The sequence below is a fragment of the Allobosea sp. GW821-FHT12C12 genome, from assembly GCF_058807355.1.
The window spans coordinates 43,722-58,470 of the sequence record NZ_JBXAQP010000017.1; the positions used below are offsets into that span (position 1 = coordinate 43,722).

Here is a 14,749-nt window from a genome sequence, read left to right on the forward strand (position 1 = left end):
CGCCGCCGCATGTCGACCGATGAATTCCTCGCCCGCTTCGGCGCTCAAGGCCAGCGCCAGCCCGACCCCGTCGCCGCCGCGCAATCGGCGATGCGCAACGCCCTGCCGAAACGCTTCTACGAGAACGCCGCCGCGCTGGAGCGCGACGGCCGCTTCCATGTCGCGCTCGACGGCCGCACCGCCCGCACCCCGGCGCGCAACCCGCTGGCCGTAAGCTCGAGGCCGGTCGCGGAAGCGCTCGCCGCCGAATGGCAGGCCCAGGATCAGCGCATCGACCCGGCGAGAATGCCGCTGACCCGGCTGGTCAACTCGGCGCTGGACGGCGTCGCCGACCAGCACGAGGCCGTGCGCGCCGAGATCGTGCGCTATGCCGGCAGCGACGCGCTCTGCTACCGCGCCGGCGAACCCGAAGCGCTGGTGGCTCGCCAGGACGAACTCTGGAACCCGATCCTGCGTGAGACGGAAGGCGCGCTCGGCATACGCTTCATGCTGGCGCAGGGCGTCGTTCACGCCGAGCAGCCGCGCGAGACGCTGGCGGCAGTGGCGGCCCGCGTCGCCGCGATTGCCGCGCCGGTCGCGCTCGCCGGCGCGCACAACGTCATGACGCTGACGGGCTCGACCATCCTGATGCTGGCGCTGGCGGATGGCCGGCGCGATCCCGACGCGATCTGGACCGCCGCCCATTGCGACGAGGACTACCAGATCGCGATCTGGGGCCAGGACGAGGAGGCGGCCGAGCGCCGTGTCATCCGGCGGACGGAGTTCGACGCAGCGGCGTTGCTGCTACGGCACGGATAGTCGGCTTGGAGCGGGCGAGCAGCATGGAGCGCATCAGCGGCGGATGCCTATGCGGCAAGGTCCGTGTCGTCGCGACCGGAAGCCCGTTACGGGTCGGCATCTGCCACTGCATCGATTGCCGCAAACAGCACGGCTCGCCATTTCACGCGTCGGCGATTTTCTCGTCGGATGCGGTGACGGTGGACGGTGAGACGCGCGCCTTCGCCGGCCGCTCCTTCTGCCCGCACTGCGGATCGTCGGTCTTTGCGCGCACGCGCGACGAGATCGAGATCGGCCTCGGCTCACTCGACGAGCCGGGTCGCTTCACCCCGACCTACGAACTCTGGACCGTCCGACGCGAGCCTTGGCTGCCGCCCTTCCCCGGGATCCGCGGCCATTCCCGCGACAGGGACGATGACGAGCGCGTCGACCCCACATCGTGACCGGGCCCAAGGTCTGATCGCCAACCGATGGACAGGCGCGCCCGCGGCCCCTAATCGAATGCCAGACCTATCGTCGGTCGCGGGGCCTGGATCGTCATGAAAGACATTCTCGAACAACTCGAAGACAGGCGCGAGGGCGCGCGCCAGGGCGGCGGCGACCGGCGGGTCGCGGCCCAGCACGGCAAGGGCAAGCTCACCGCCCGCGAGCGCATCGAACTCCTGCTCGACCGGGATTCCTTCGAGGAGTTCGACATGTTCGTGCAGCATCGCTGCGTCGATTTCGGGATGGAGAAGGCCGAGAAGATCCCCGGCGACGGCGTCGTCACCGGCTGGGGCACCGTCAATGGCCGCACCGTCTTCGTCTTCTCCAAGGATTTCACGGTGTTCGGCGGCTCGCTTTCCGAGACGCATGCGCAAAAAATCGTGAAAATCCAGGACATGGCGCTGAAAATGCGCGCGCCGATCGTCGGCCTCTTCGACGCCGGCGGGGCGCGCATCCAGGAGGGCGTCGCGGCGCTCGGCGGCTATGGCGAGGTCTTCAAGCGCAACGTTCAGGCTTCCGGCGTCATTCCCCAGATCTCGGTGATCATGGGCCCCTGCGCCGGCGGCGACGTCTATTCGCCGGCGATGACCGATTTCATCTTCATGGTCCGCGACACGAGCTACATGTTCGTCACCGGCCCGGACGTGGTGAAGACCGTCACCAACGAGACCGTGACATCGGAGGAACTCGGCGGCGCCAAGGTCCATACCTCGAAATCCTCGGTCGCCGACGGCTCCTTCGAGAACGATGTCGAGGCGCTGCTGCAGGTCCGCCGGCTGATCGACTTCCTGCCGGCGAACAACACCGCCGGCGTGCCGGAATGGCCTTCCTTCGACGTTCCGGACCGCGTCGACATGAGCCTCGACACGCTGGTGCCGGACAATCCCAACAAGCCCTACGACATCAGGGAACTGATCCGGAAGACGCTGGACGAAGGCGATTTCTTCGAGATCCAGGCGGCCTATGCCGCCAATATCGTCACCGGCTTCGGCCGCATCGAGGGCCGCACGGTGGGCGTCGTGGCGAACCAGCCTATGGTGCTGGCCGGCGTGCTCGATTCCGACGCCTCGCGCAAGGCGGCGCGCTTCGTGCGCTATTGCGACGCCTTCGAGATCCCGATCGTGACGCTGGTCGACGTTCCCGGCTTCCTGCCGGGCACCGCGCAGGAATATGGCGGGCTGATCAAGCACGGCGCCAAGCTGCTCTTCGCCTATAGCGAGTGCACCGTGCCGCTGGTCACCGTGATCACGCGCAAGGCCTTCGGCGGGGCCTATGACGTGATGGCGTCCAAGCATATCGGCGCCGACGTCAACTATGCCTGGCCGACCGCGCAGATCGCGGTGATGGGCGCCAAGGGCGCGGTCGAGATCATCTTTAGGGGCGGCGATGCGGAGACGATCGCACGCCAGACCAAGGAGTACGAGGACCGCTTCATGTCGCCCTTCGTCGCGGCCGAGCGCGGCTATGTCGACGAGGTCATCATGCCGCATGGCACGCGCCGCCGGATCGCGCGCGCGCTCGCCATGCTTCGCACCAAGAGTGTCGAACGGCCGTGGCGGAAGCACGACAACATCCCGCTGTGAGGCTAGACGGCCTGCGCCGCCTCGTGATGCGGCGGCCCAGGACGAGCATCGGCGTGACGCTCGTGCTGGCGCTCGTCGGCGGCGCGATCGCCCTGTGGATGGAAGGATACGACCGTGGCGACTACGATCATCTGATCGCGCCCGACCGCATCGCCGCGCTCAACCGCGCCTTCGCGGCGATGGGCGACGATGTCGTTCTGTTCGGCGACTCGCACAACGCCTTCGTCGGCGATCCCTCGCCGCTCTGCGGCAAGCCGGTGATCAACGCCGGCGTCGGCGGCATCGGCGCGCGCGGCTATCTCAACCTGCTCGCCGAACTCAAGATGCCGCGCCGCGCCGGCGCGGGCCTGCTGACCATCGGCACCAACAATGCGCTGGACAAGCCGCTGCCTCGCAGCAGAAGCGCCTTCCGCGACAACGCTGCCGCGCTGATCGCGGCGCTCCAGACGCGCACGCGGCGGCTCGTCGTCACCGCCGTTCCGCCCGTCGGGGCCGAAGTCGCGCCTCTGTTCGATCTCGCTGCGCTGAAGGCCTATTCGGAGGAGCTGGAAGGCATCTGCCGCAAGTCTGGCTGCCTCTTCCTCGATCCGTTCGCCGAGGCCCGCGGCGAGAACCCCGCGATCGCCCGCCCCGGCGTCACGCGCGACGGCGTGCATCTCGTCGATTATCGGGCGCCTCTGGCGAAATCGGCCGCTCTGCTCTGCGGCTGAGCCGTAACGGCCGGAGGTGACGGAGCCCTTCGCGAATCGATATGGCGCGCCAATGCTGCCCGCCCTTGAAAAACGGATGCGAAACAGCCCCCCGCAGGCGGCCATCACGCTGATGCGTCATGAAAATTCACCATTCGACGCCAGACCCTGGCGATGCCGGTTGATGGCGGTGTCGAAGCGATTGTTCCCATCGGCGTCCCTCGCTATAAGGCAGCCAAATCGGCGGCGGCTCAGCGGCGATGCCGACGGGCGCGGCGAGACGACGAACCGAGAGAGTGCGCCTATGCCGAAGCAGATTACACTCGAGGCGGACTACAAACCGACCGAGGACGAGCCGTTCATGAACGACCGTCAGCGCGAGTATTTCCGCGGCAAGCTGCTGGCCTGGAAGGACGAAATCCTGAAGGAGGCCAAGGAAACGCTGGTCGCCCTGCAAAGCGAGAGCGAGAACCATCCCGACATCGCCGACCGCGCCTCCTCCGAGACCGACCGCGCCATCGAACTGCGCGCCCGCGACCGGCAGCGCAAGCTGATCTCCAAGATCGAGGCGGCGATCGCCCGGATCGACGAGGGCTCCTACGGCTATTGCCGCGACACCGGCGAGCCGATCTCGCTGAAGCGCCTCGAGGCCCGCCCGATCGCGACCCTGTCGCTCGAAGCGCAGGAGCGCCACGAGCGCAACGAGAAGGTGTTCAGGGACGATTGAGCGGGTCGAGCCGACAAACAGCGCTCGGACGAAATGAAGCCCCGCGCGGGGGAAACGCGGGGCTTCTTTTGGGCCGCCGCCATTTTGCCTGGGGAGCATGGCGGACGGCCGGGAGGAGTGGCGGCTCGGGAGGAGACCGCCGGCCGACCGGGGCGGAGAAAGCGGGGAGCGTTCCGCGCCGGCCGGGACTTTCGGTAGGGGATCGCCGACGGCAGAGCTTCGCTCAGAACGGCAGCAGGATGTCCATCACCTGCTGGCCGTAGCGCGGCTGCTGGACGTCGGTGATCTGGCCGCGGCCGCCATAGGCGATGCGGGCCTGGGCGATCTTGGTCGATTCGATCGTGTTGTCGGATTCGATGTCCTCGGGCCGGATCACGCCGGCGACGATCAGCTCCCGCACCTCGAAATTGACCCTGATTTCCTGCTTGCCCTCGATCACCAGATTGCCGTTGGGCAGGGTCTGCGTGACGACCGCCGCGACGTTGGTGGTGAGCTGCTCGGCCCGGCGCACCGAGCCCGAGCCCTCATGCGAGCCTTCCGAATCGAGCTTCAGCAGCGAGCCGGCGCTGGCGCCGTTGGGCAGGAACTTGTCGAGCTTGTTCTCGAAGCCGAAGACGTTGTCGGCCCCGACATCCTCGCCGCTCTTGCGGCTGCGCTTGGTGGTGTTGTCGAGTTGGGCCCGGTCGGTGACCTTGACCTTGACCGTGACGAGGTCGCCGACGAGTCTGGCGCGCTGGTCCTTGAAGAAGGCGCGCGAGCCGGTGCGCCAGAGCGAGTTCGGCGCGAAGGAGGCATGCTCCATCTGCGGCATCGGCATCTGTACGGGCTTGTAGCCCTTCGCGGCCGTCGGGTCCTCGATCGCCGACAGCGCCGGCGCCTGGCCGACATTGGCGAGGCGGTCCATCGCGCCGCAGGCGCCAAGCGAGACGCCGAGCAGCAGGACGCCGGACAGTTTGACGAGAGAATGCGTTGTCATGATTGGCTTCCGCGCTGACGGGAACTAGTTGGCGCTGGCGACCCGGCCGGCCGACGAGGCCTGGACGGAAACCCGTCCGGGACCGCTGACCGTGCCCTGCAGCACCCGCTTCGACTGGGGGTTGGTGACCGAGACGACATCGCCCATCGCGCCGGCGTCGCTGGCGCGGCCGCGCATGGTGATCATCAGCCCCGGCGCCTCGTAGACGATGGTGACGAGGTCGCCCTTGGCGACGATCTCCTCGCGCTGCACGTCGCCGCTGCGCAGCGGCATGCCGGCGAGCAGCGCCCGGCGCGCGACCTTGTCGACCGCGGCGCGCAGATCGCCGACGAACTCGCCGGTCTGGGCGTCGCGCGGGCGGCGCTCGACGACGACGTCGGCCTTGCCCAGCGTCTCGCCGCGCGCGATGGCGCGTCTCGGCACCACGACCTCGACGGTCTCGACGAGCTGGCCCGAAATGCGCAGCGGCTTCAGCCGCATCGCCGTGCTGCCCGGCACCATCAGCCTCGCCTGGACGCGGCGCGAGCGCGGATCGTAGCCGAGATCGAGCACGACGGCGTCGCCGGTCAGCTCGGGTTCGATCGCGACCGCGGGCGCGCCGCCGTCGACGGCGAGCACGAAGGCGCGCGCATCGACGCCGAAGCGTTCCTGCAGCCCGGTCTTGACGGCGGCGTCGAGGTCGGACGCCAGCAGCCGGCGGGCGGCGCGGCTGACGACGACCTGGGCCATGCCCTGCGTGTCGAGGTCGCCCGCCTCGCGGACGAGGCCGGCGGCGCGCGCCGCCTCCACGATGCGGCTGACCTGGATCGTCCCGGTCTCGCCCAGCGCCGGCGCCCGGAAGGCGGGCGCGTTCGCAAGCTCGGCGGGAGCGCCCGGGATCAGGTCGCCATAGGTGACGAAGTCGCGGTTCAGCGTCAGTTCGGGGCGCAGCTGCGGACGGCGCGGCGCGGTCGCGGCCGGCGCCGGCTCGACCGCGAGCGCGGCGACCGGGACAGGCGCAGGCTCCGGGATCGCCACGCGCTCGACCCTGGCCGGAACGGAGACGCGCTCGACCTTCGGCGAGACCGCGAACGACGCGCCGGCCATGAGCAGGGCGGTCAGGACGGTCAGGGGACGGATCATGAGGCTCATCCTTCCGGTCAGCCGCGGAACATCTGGGTCGTCGCCGACATCATCTGGTCGGCGGCGGTGATGACCTTGGAGTTCATTTCGTAGGCGCGCTGCGCCGCGATCAGCGAGGACAGCTCGGTGACCGCCTGGACGTTGCCCTCTTCGAGGTAGTTCTGCTGCAGCGTGCCGAAGCCTTCGCCGCCGCCGAACCCGTCGATCGCCTGGCCGGAGGCCGCCGTCTCGAGGAAGAGGTTGTCGCCGATCGATTCCAGCCCGACCTTGTTGATGAAGCGCGCGAGCTGGATCTGGCCGAGCTGCTGCGGCGCGGTCTGGCCGGGGATCGTGACCTCGACCGTGCCCTGGGCGTTGATCGAGACGCTGGAGGCGTTGTTGGGGACGGTGATGCCGGGTTCGAGCTGATAGCCGTCGCGGGTGACGAGCTGGCCCTGCGCGTCGAGATCGAAGGAGCCGTCGCGCGAATAGGCGGTGCGGCCGTCCGGCATCCTGATCTTGAACAGGCCCTCGCCGCGGATCGCGACGTCGAACTGCTTCTCGGTCGGGGTCAGGTTGCCCTGGGTCATCACGCGGCCGGTCGAGACCGTCTTGACGCCGGAGCCGATGAAGGTGCCGGCCGGAACCTGCGTGTTCTGGTCCGAGGTGGCCGAGCCCGCGCGCCGGAAATTCTCGTAGAGAAGATCCTGGAAATGCACGCGCTGGCGCTTGTAGCCGGTGGTGCGCACGTTGGCGATGTTGTTGGAGATGACCTGGACGTTGAGTTCCTGGGCCATCATGCCGGTGGCGGCTGTCTGAAGAGCGCGCATCGCTTTGCTCCCTTTCCGGATCAGGCTTGCTGGTCGGCCAGGCGGGTGATCGCCCTGGACCGCAGTTCGTCGGACCTCGCCATCATGCTGGCCATGCTCTGATAGGAGCGCTGGACCTCCATCAGCCGGGTCATCTCCAGCACGGCCTTGACGTTCGAGCTTTCGAGCGCGCCGGGCTCGACCCGCGCCAGCGGGCCAGCGGGCTGAGCGGCCGTGGTCGACGAGAACAGGTTGTTGCCGTCGCTGACGAGCGCGCGCGGATTGTCGAAACGGACCTGGCGCAGCTTGCCGCGCACGCCCTGGTCGCTCGAGACCGAGCCGTCGGCGGCGATCTTGGCGTCGGTCTCGCCGGGGCCGAACACGATCGGCCCGCCGTCGCCCAGCACGGGCTGGCCGGTCTGGGTGACGAGCTGCCCCTGCGCGTTGACGGCGAGCGATCCGGCGCGGGTATAGCGCTCGCCGTTGGGCGTCTGGACCACGAGGTAGTTGTCGCCCTTGAGCGCGACGTCGAGCGGGTTGCCGGTGCGTTCGACCGCGCCTTGCGTCAGGTCGATCGGGGTGCCCTTGTCGATCACATAGGACAGCGGCCGGTCGCGCAGCTGGAAGGCCTCGGCGCTGGCGACCGGCATGATGAATTCGTTGAAGCGCGCCGAGCGCGCCTTGAAGCCGTTCGTGCCCGTATTGGCGACGTTGTTGGCGATGACGTCCAGCTCGCGCGCCAGAGCGATCTGGCGCGACAGGCCGACGAGAAGCGCGTTCTCCACGGCATGGTCTCCCGAATTTCCCGCGGCCGCCTCGACGCTCCCCAGCGCAGCAGCCACGCCAACAGTTCCGCAAGCGCCGTGCCAGCATGGTTAAAGCCAACTATCACATTGATATTGCTATATTTTCTCCAATCTCATGGGCTGGCGACACCCGGCACGACGCGCCATGACGGCAAGATCGGCCCGGCAGAATTTGCCGCCCTTAACAGTGCGTTAACCGTGATTGATCAGGGTGCGGGATGGGGACGATGCGGATGTGTCGCATGCCCCGGTTCCGGGCGGTCAGTCGATGTCGAATAAGCCGAAGAACACCGAGGAAGACGGCGCTCCCGCCGAGGAGGCTCCGGCCGGCGGCGGCAAGAAGAAGCTGATCATGATCGTCGGCGGCGCCGTCGCGCTCCTGGCGCTGGGCGGCGGCGGCTGGTTCTTCTTCCTCAAGAAGCCGTCGGCCGAGCAGGTGGCGGCGGCCGAGATGGCCAAGGGCGCCAGGAAGCCGGTCTCCTTCGTCGAGATGAAGGACATGATGATCGGCATCTCGAACGGCGGCGACACGAACCGGCAGCCCATCATCAAGATCAAGGTCGTGCTCGAGATCGCCGACGCCAAGGTCTCCGACGAGATCAAGCCGCTGCTGCCGCGCGTCGAGGACGCCTTCCAGGTCTTCATGCGCGAATTGCGCCCGGCCGATCTCGAAGGCTCGGCCGGCATGTACCGGCTCAAGGAAGAGCTGCTGCGCCGCGTCAACGTGACCGTCTACCCGGCGAAGATCGACGCCGTGCTGTTCAAGGAACTGCTGGTGCAGTGAGCAGCGCGCGGACCAGGCCCCGACAGAAGATCGAAGAGCGATGAGCACCGACGACCGCGACGCCAAGCCCAAGGACGAGCCGCTGACCCCGGAAGGGATGGCGGCCGAATGGGCGACCATGCCGGACATGGTCGAGGACGAAGGCGAACAGGAAGGCGGCACCGACCGCCTGATGTCGCAGGACGAAATCGACACGATGCTCGGCTTTTCCACCGAGGAGAAAGCCAGCCGCAACGGCATCCAGGCCATCGTCGATTCCGGCTCCGTAGCCTATGAGCGGCTGCCGATGCTGGAGATCATCTTCGAGCGCATGGTGCGCCTGCTCTCGACCAGCCTGCGCAACTTCTTCACCGACAATGTCGAGGTCACGCTGGAGAGCATCCGCTCCGTGCGTTTCGGCGACTACATCAACTCGATCTCGCTGCCCGCCATGCTCTCGGTCTTCAAGGCCGAGGAATGGGACAATTTCGGCCTGATCACGATCGAATCCTCGCTGATCTATTCGGTGCTGGACACGATGTTCGGCGGCAAGCGCGGCCAGCCCGCCCCGCGCATCGACGGAAGGCCCTTCACCTCGATCGAGATCAGCCTGATCAAGCGCGTCATCGCGCTGGTGCTGAGCGACGCCGAGGCCGCCTTCCGCCCGCTCTCGCCCGTCACCTTCGCGGTCGACCGGATCGAATCCAATCCGCGCTTCGTCTCGATCTCGCGGCCGGCGAACGCCGCGATCCGGGTCGAGCTCCGTTTCGACATGGAGGGGCGCGGCGGCTCGCTGCACCTGCTGCTGCCCTACGCCACGATCGAGCCGATCCGCGAATTGCTGCTCGAAAGCTTCATGGGCGAGAAGCTCGGCCGCGACCCGATCTGGGAGAACCATCTCGCGACCGAAGTCTGGCAGACCGATGTCGATGTCACCTGCCTCCTGCACGAGGCGCGGATGCCGCTCAAGCGCGTGATGAAGCTGGAGATCGGCGACACGCTGATGTTCGACGCGCGGCCGGATTCGGTGGTCGCGCTGCGTTGCGGCGAGTTCATCATCAGCGAGGGCCGGATCGGGCGCGTCGACGACAAGATCGCGGTGCAGGTCGTCAGCCCGCTGCGCCGCTCCAAGACGACGATCGCCGCCTTCGACAGCGCCACCAACCATCTCGGTTCACCTCTTTAGCGTTCGGGTTAAAGCCGCCATGACGATCACCCTCATCGCCGAAGTCCTGGTCGCGAGCCTGCTCGTCGCCACGATCATCGCCTGCTACGTGCTGGCCAAGCGCATCGACCGGCTGAAGGGCGACGAGGCCGGCATGCGCCAGACCATCGGCGCGCTGATCGCGGCGACCGACACCGCCGAGCGCGCCATCGCCGGCCTCAAGCTGACGCTGGGCGATTGCGACCGCACGCTGGCCGCGCGGCTCCTGACAGCCGAGCGCTATGCGGCGGATCTCGCGGCCCAGGTCGAGGCCGGCCAGAGCGTGATGGAGCGCATCACCCAGATCGTCAGCGCCGCCGCCATGGTCGCGCCGCGCCAGTCCGAGGTTCCGGCGCCCGAGCCGACCCCGATCTCGCGCATGGCGAGCGCGGCGGAATCGGCCGCCGCCATCCGCGCCCGCGCCGCCCGCCGGCTCGAGGGCCAGGCGGCGTGATCGAACGGCCCCGCCTCATTCCGGCAGTCATCCTCGGCGCCATGGGTCTCCTGGCGCTGAAGCTGCTTGCCTGGACGGCGGAGCCCTATCCCGGCAAGATTCCGGCGAGCGAGCAGGCCTTCGCCTCCGGTAGCGGGGGCAAGGCACGGCCGGAAAACTGGGCCTCCGCCCGGACGACCGCCAATGCTCCCGCACCTGATCCTGTCCTCTTCGATCCCGAAACGACCGGCTCGGTCGACAAGCCCGACCCGAAGAAGGCCGAGGAAGCGGCCAAGGCGGAGGCCGCCCGCGCCGCGAACAACAAGGCCGGCCTCATGAACGGCAGCGCCCCGGTTTCGTCGGCCGAGCGCGCATTGCTCGAACGCCTCGGCGAACGGCGCGAGGAGATCGAGGCCCGGATGCGCGACCTCGACATGCGCGAGCGCCTGCTCGACACCGCCGAGAAGAAGCTCGACGGCCGCGTCGGCGACCTGAAGCAGCTCGAAACCAAGCTGGAGGGGCCCAAGGCCGCCGCCGCCGAGGAGGCGAAGGCGATCAAGAACCTCGTGATCATGTACGAGGCGATGAAGCCCAAGGACGCCGCCCGCGTCTTCGACAGGCTCGGCCATGACGTGCTCGTGCCCGTCGTCCAGCAGATGAACCCGCGCAAGATGTCCGAGGTTCTGGCCGCGATGGCGCCCGACCGGGCCGAAAAACTGACCGTCGCGCTGGCGTCGAGCGGGCGCGGCCCGGCCCCCGATCGGTCGCTCGACAACGCGCAATTGCCCGGCAACGAACTGCCCGCGATCGCCCCGCCGAGACGCTGAAAGGCTCCGCGCTTTAACGCACCGTTATTCCTGACGCGCTAGCGTGCCAGCCTGTCGGGACGCCGCGTCGTCCCGCTGTGTCGCGTTGCGTGAAAGTGCCGGTTTTGCGTATCCCGCTGTCCCTGTCTGTCGGTATCGGGCTGGCCGCGCTCGGCGTCGCCGCGGGCCTTGGCGGACCGGCGCTGGCGGCCAGCGCGACGCTGCGCGGCGAGGTCATGCCCGCCGGCTTCGGCCGCCTCTCGCTGTCCTTCGACGAGGCCACTCCGACGAGGATCCGCGTCGCCAACGGCGTGCTCGTGGTCGCGTTCGGCGAGGCCGTGAAGATCGATGTCGGCAAGATCGCCAGGGACCTGCCGGGCTATGTCTCGATCGCCCGCGGCGATCCCGATGGAAAGGGCCTGCGCTTCGCCCTGGCGCGCCCCTACAAGGCGAACCTGATCGAGGCCGGCGACAAGGTCTTCATCGACCTCCTGCCGGAAAACTGGACCGGGCTGATGCCCGGGCCGCCGCCGGAGGTCATCGCCAGCCTCGCCGAACGGCTGCGGCTGGCCGAGGCGCGCGCCCGCGACGTGGCCCGGCGGCCGGCCCCGCCCCGCCCCATCCTGGCCGTGCGCGGGGCGGCGCTGCCGACGCTCGACCGCCTGATCTTCCAGACCCCGCCCGGAACGCAGCTCTCGCCGGAGCTGGTCGACGGCACGCTGCGGCTGAGCTTCGACAAGGCGATGACCGTCGAGCCCGGCGCCATCCGCGCGGCCCTGCCCGAGGCCGTCTCGCTCGCGGATCACGCCACGGGCGAGGGCTCGACGCAGCTCGACCTGAGCTTGCCGACCGACTGGCGGATGCGCTCCTTCCGCGACGAGGCCGGGCTCGTCGTCGACCTCGTGCGCCCAAGTAAGGCCCCGGCGTTGACGCTGGCGGAGCCGGCGGCCGAGCCGCCGGCGCCGGCCAAGCCGGGCCCCGCGCCTGCCGAGGCGATGCCGGCGGCCCGGCCTGCCGCTGCCGCGCCGGCGCAGGCCAAGGCGGCGCCGATCCCGGACCCTGCGCCGCAGGCGGTGAAGATCCAGGCGGTCAGGCAGGGCGACGGCGCGCGCATCGATTTCCGCTTTCCCCGGCCGACCGGCGCGGCCGCCTTCGTCGAGGCCGGCACGGCGACGCTCGTCTTCGACACCCGCGACACGATCGATCCGGTCGACCTCAAGGGCGTCCTGCCGGAGCTCGTCGAGGACGCGACCGTCACGCGCGAGGGCAAGGTCGCGCTGGTGCGCCTGCGCCTGGCGAACCAGCCGCTGACGCGCCTGAGCGACGAGGGCAACGTCTGGTCGCTCGCCTTCGGCGAGGAGCGCGCCCGCGCGACCGAGGCGATCGCGCCGCGCCGCTCCGTCGACGAGCGTGGCCAGACCATCGTCGCGGCCCCCCTGCCCGGCATGACCGGCGTTCACTGGATCGAGGCCGGCCCGGGCGGCCTGCCGGTCGCGATCGCGACCGCGACCGGGCCGACGCGGCTGCTGCCGAAGCCCTACCAGTTCGTCGAGTTCTCGCTGCTGCAGACGGCGCATGGGCTCGCCGTCAGCCCGCGCGCCGACGATGTCGTGGTGCGGGCCGGAGCCGAGCAGGCCCTGATCGGCCGCGCCGGCGGCCTGACCGTCACCCTGGACGTCGCGGTCGAGGCCGGGAGCGACCAGAACAAGACCCCGGCCACGCCGCTGCCCCTGCTCGACGGCGAACTCTGGCGCACGCTGCAGGGCGGCTCGGTTCGCGATGCCTCGCGCGCCTTGCTGCGCGACGTCGCCGACGCCTCGCGCGCCCGCAAATCCGAGGCGCGGCTGGCCCTGGCGCGCTTCTACGCGGCCAACGGCCTGATGGCGGAGGCGGCCGGCCCGCTCGACGCGATGCTGGCCGACGACCCCGGCATGCGCGGCAACCGCGAGGCGCTGTTCCTGAAGGGGATGATCGCGACGCGGATGCACCGCAACGCGGAGGCCTTGAAGGCGTTCGACGCCGTGCCGCTCAAGGACGACGCCGAGGCCGGGCTGTGGCGCGCGCTGGTCGAGCAGCGGCTCGGGCAGAACGACAAGGCCTTGCTCGGCTTCCGTCGCGCGGCCGCGATTCTCGAGCGCTATCCCAGGGACATCCAGGGCGAATTCCGCGTCGCCAAGGCGCGCGCCGCGCTGTCCCAGCAGGACCTGACGGTGGCCGAGCAAGAGATCGGGCGCGTGGCCGAGCTGCCGGAAGGCGTCGTCGAGCCCGAGCGGCTGGCTCTGCTGCGCGCCATGCTCGACGACGCCGCCGGCCGGCCGGAAGCCGCGCTGAACGGCTACAAGCCGCTGTTCGAGGCACGCAGCCGCCCGGTCGCGGCCGAGGCGCAATTGCGCGCCATACGCCTCGTGCAGACCGAAAAACGCGCCGACATCGGCCCCGAGGAGGCCATCTCGCGACTGGAGACCGTCGCGGTGACCTGGCGCGGCGGCGAGATCGAGATCGAGGCCTTGGCCGAACTCGGCCGGTTCTACATCGACCGGCAGCGCTGGCGCGACGCCTTCATGGCCGCGAGGCGGGCCAACGAGAATTTCTCCGACAACCCGCTGACGCGGCGCATGCATGACGAAACGGCGCAGCGTTTCGCCGAACTCTTCAGCGGGCGCGGGGCCGAGCAGCTGCCGCGTATCGACGCGCTGGCGCTGTTCTACGACTTCAAGGAGTTCCTGCCGATCGGCCGGCGCGGCGACGAGATCACCCGCCTGCTCGCCGACAGGCTGGTCGAGCTCGACCTGCTCGACCAGGCGAGCGAGATCCTGCGCTACCAGATGCAGAAGCGCCTGACCGGCGCGGCGCGCTCGACCATCGCGGCCAGGCTCGCGATGGTCGCGCTGATGAACGGCAAACCGGCCGAGGCGCTGCGCGCCATCTCGACGACGCGGCTGATCGAGCTGCCGGCCGACGTCAAGCGCGCCCGCCTGCTGCTGGAGGCCAAGGCGCTGTCGGACCTCTCGCGCGCCGACCAGGCGCTGGAGATGCTGGAGCCCGAGCGCGGCCCCGAGGTCGATCGCCTGCGCGCCGACATCTACTGGACCGGGCGGCGCTGGCGCGAGGCCGGCGAATCCCACGAGCGCATGCTCGGCGAAAGCTGGCGCGGCGACGGTCCGCTCGGCGAGGCGCAGCGCGCCGACGTGATGCGCGCGGCGATCTCCTATGTCATGGCCGGCGAGGCGCTTTCGCTCGACCGGCTGCGCAGCAAGTTCGCCGGCAAGATGGTCGACAGCGCCGATGCGCGCACCTTCGCCTTCGTCACCGGCGCGAGCCGCGCGCGCGCCGCCGACATCCGCGAGATGGCGCGCAACGCCGCCGGGGCCGACACGCTGTCCGACTTCATGCGCGCCTATCGCGAGCGCTATCCGAGCTATGCGACGGCGGTGCGCCAGAAGCCGAAGCCCGAGCAGCCGGCGGCCGAGGCCGAGCCGGCCGCCCAGCCCTTTCCGCAAGGCGCGGCTCCGGCGCTACCCGCAGCGCCCGGGCAGGGGTGAGGCGAGGCAATCGTTTCAAGCGCGACGCTCTCCGTCCCCTTTCCGCC

At 69.4% G+C, this 14,749-nt stretch carries 14 protein-coding genes; 10 read left to right on the forward strand and 4 right to left on the reverse strand.

Annotation, left to right across the window (positions count from 1 at the left end; genetic code table 11):
• Window positions 1–9: 9 nt before the first annotated feature.
• The 5 genes from AC1RRW_RS19895 to dksA all read left to right on the forward strand — a co-directional run bounded on the left by AC1RRW_RS19895 (window position 10) and on the right by dksA (window position 4,262).
• Window positions 10–798, forward strand: a complete 789-nt coding sequence (locus tag AC1RRW_RS19895) for an ATP12 family chaperone protein (protein ID WP_492903104.1) — start codon at window positions 10–12, stop codon at window positions 796–798.
• A gap of 23 nt (window positions 799–821) precedes the next feature.
• Window positions 822–1,220 carry a GFA family protein gene (locus AC1RRW_RS19900; protein ID WP_492903106.1) on the forward strand — a complete coding sequence of 133 codons (399 nt, stop codon included), beginning with the start codon at window positions 822–824 and terminating at the stop codon, window positions 1,218–1,220.
• A gap of 96 nt (window positions 1,221–1,316) precedes the next feature.
• Window positions 1,317–2,846 carry an acyl-CoA carboxylase subunit beta gene (locus AC1RRW_RS19905; RefSeq protein WP_492903108.1) on the forward strand — a complete coding sequence of 510 codons (1,530 nt, stop codon included), beginning with the start codon at window positions 1,317–1,319 and terminating at the stop codon, window positions 2,844–2,846.
• Between the two features lie 53 nt (window positions 2,847–2,899).
• Window positions 2,900–3,556 (forward strand): SGNH/GDSL hydrolase family protein, encoded by a 657-nt coding sequence (locus tag AC1RRW_RS19910; RefSeq protein ID WP_492903109.1) that lies wholly within the window; start codon window positions 2,900–2,902, stop codon window positions 3,554–3,556.
• A gap of 283 nt (window positions 3,557–3,839) precedes the next feature.
• Window positions 3,840–4,262 carry an RNA polymerase-binding protein DksA gene (gene dksA, locus AC1RRW_RS19915; RefSeq protein WP_492903110.1) on the forward strand — a complete coding sequence of 141 codons (423 nt, stop codon included), beginning with the start codon at window positions 3,840–3,842 and terminating at the stop codon, window positions 4,260–4,262.
• Window positions 4,263–4,485: 223 nt separating this feature from the next.
• On the opposite strand, the gene flgH is transcribed toward dksA, so the two are convergent.
• Genes flgH through flgF form a run of 4 tightly spaced genes read right to left on the reverse strand, consistent with a single transcriptional unit; the run spans window position 4,486 to window position 7,933 of the window.
• A complete protein-coding gene (flgH, locus tag AC1RRW_RS19920) occupies window positions 4,486–5,238 on the reverse strand; it encodes a flagellar basal body L-ring protein FlgH (protein ID WP_492903112.1) in 753 nt (250 codons plus the stop codon).
• 24 nt (window positions 5,239–5,262) lie between these two features.
• Window positions 5,263–6,360, reverse strand: a complete 1,098-nt coding sequence (gene flgA, locus AC1RRW_RS19925) for a flagellar basal body P-ring formation chaperone FlgA (protein WP_492903113.1) — start codon at window positions 6,358–6,360, stop codon at window positions 5,263–5,265.
• Between the two features lie 17 nt (window positions 6,361–6,377).
• Window positions 6,378–7,169: a flagellar basal-body rod protein FlgG gene (flgG, locus tag AC1RRW_RS19930; protein ID WP_492903115.1), complete on the reverse strand. Its 792-nt coding sequence runs from the start codon at window positions 7,167–7,169 to the stop codon at window positions 6,378–6,380.
• 20 nt (window positions 7,170–7,189) lie between these two features.
• The gene (flgF, locus tag AC1RRW_RS19935) at window positions 7,190–7,933 is read right to left on the reverse strand and encodes a flagellar basal-body rod protein FlgF (RefSeq protein WP_492903116.1); all 744 of its coding nucleotides are present in this window, start codon (window positions 7,931–7,933) and stop codon (window positions 7,190–7,192) included.
• Between the two features lie 289 nt (window positions 7,934–8,222).
• On the opposite strand from flgF, the gene fliL reads away from it, so the two are divergent.
• The 5 genes from fliL to AC1RRW_RS19960 all read left to right on the forward strand — a co-directional run bounded on the left by fliL (window position 8,223) and on the right by AC1RRW_RS19960 (window position 14,702).
• On the forward strand, window positions 8,223–8,738 hold the full coding sequence (fliL, locus tag AC1RRW_RS19940) for a flagellar basal body-associated protein FliL (RefSeq protein ID WP_492903117.1): 516 nt from the start codon (window positions 8,223–8,225) through the stop codon (window positions 8,736–8,738).
• Between the two features lie 40 nt (window positions 8,739–8,778).
• Window positions 8,779–9,903 carry a flagellar motor switch protein FliM gene (gene fliM / locus AC1RRW_RS19945; RefSeq protein ID WP_492903119.1) on the forward strand — a complete coding sequence of 375 codons (1,125 nt, stop codon included), beginning with the start codon at window positions 8,779–8,781 and terminating at the stop codon, window positions 9,901–9,903.
• Between the two features lie 19 nt (window positions 9,904–9,922).
• Window positions 9,923–10,375, forward strand: a complete 453-nt coding sequence (locus AC1RRW_RS19950; RefSeq protein ID WP_492903121.1) for a DUF6468 domain-containing protein — start codon at window positions 9,923–9,925, stop codon at window positions 10,373–10,375.
• A complete protein-coding gene (locus AC1RRW_RS19955; protein WP_492903123.1) occupies window positions 10,372–11,181 on the forward strand; it encodes a MotE family protein in 810 nt (269 codons plus the stop codon). The genes AC1RRW_RS19950 and AC1RRW_RS19955 overlap by 4 nt, the downstream gene beginning before the upstream one ends.
• A gap of 89 nt (window positions 11,182–11,270) precedes the next feature.
• Window positions 11,271–14,702, forward strand: coding sequence for a hypothetical protein (locus AC1RRW_RS19960; protein ID WP_492903125.1), 3,432 nt, complete (start codon window positions 11,271–11,273; stop codon window positions 14,700–14,702).
• Window positions 14,703–14,749 lie beyond the last annotated feature (47 nt).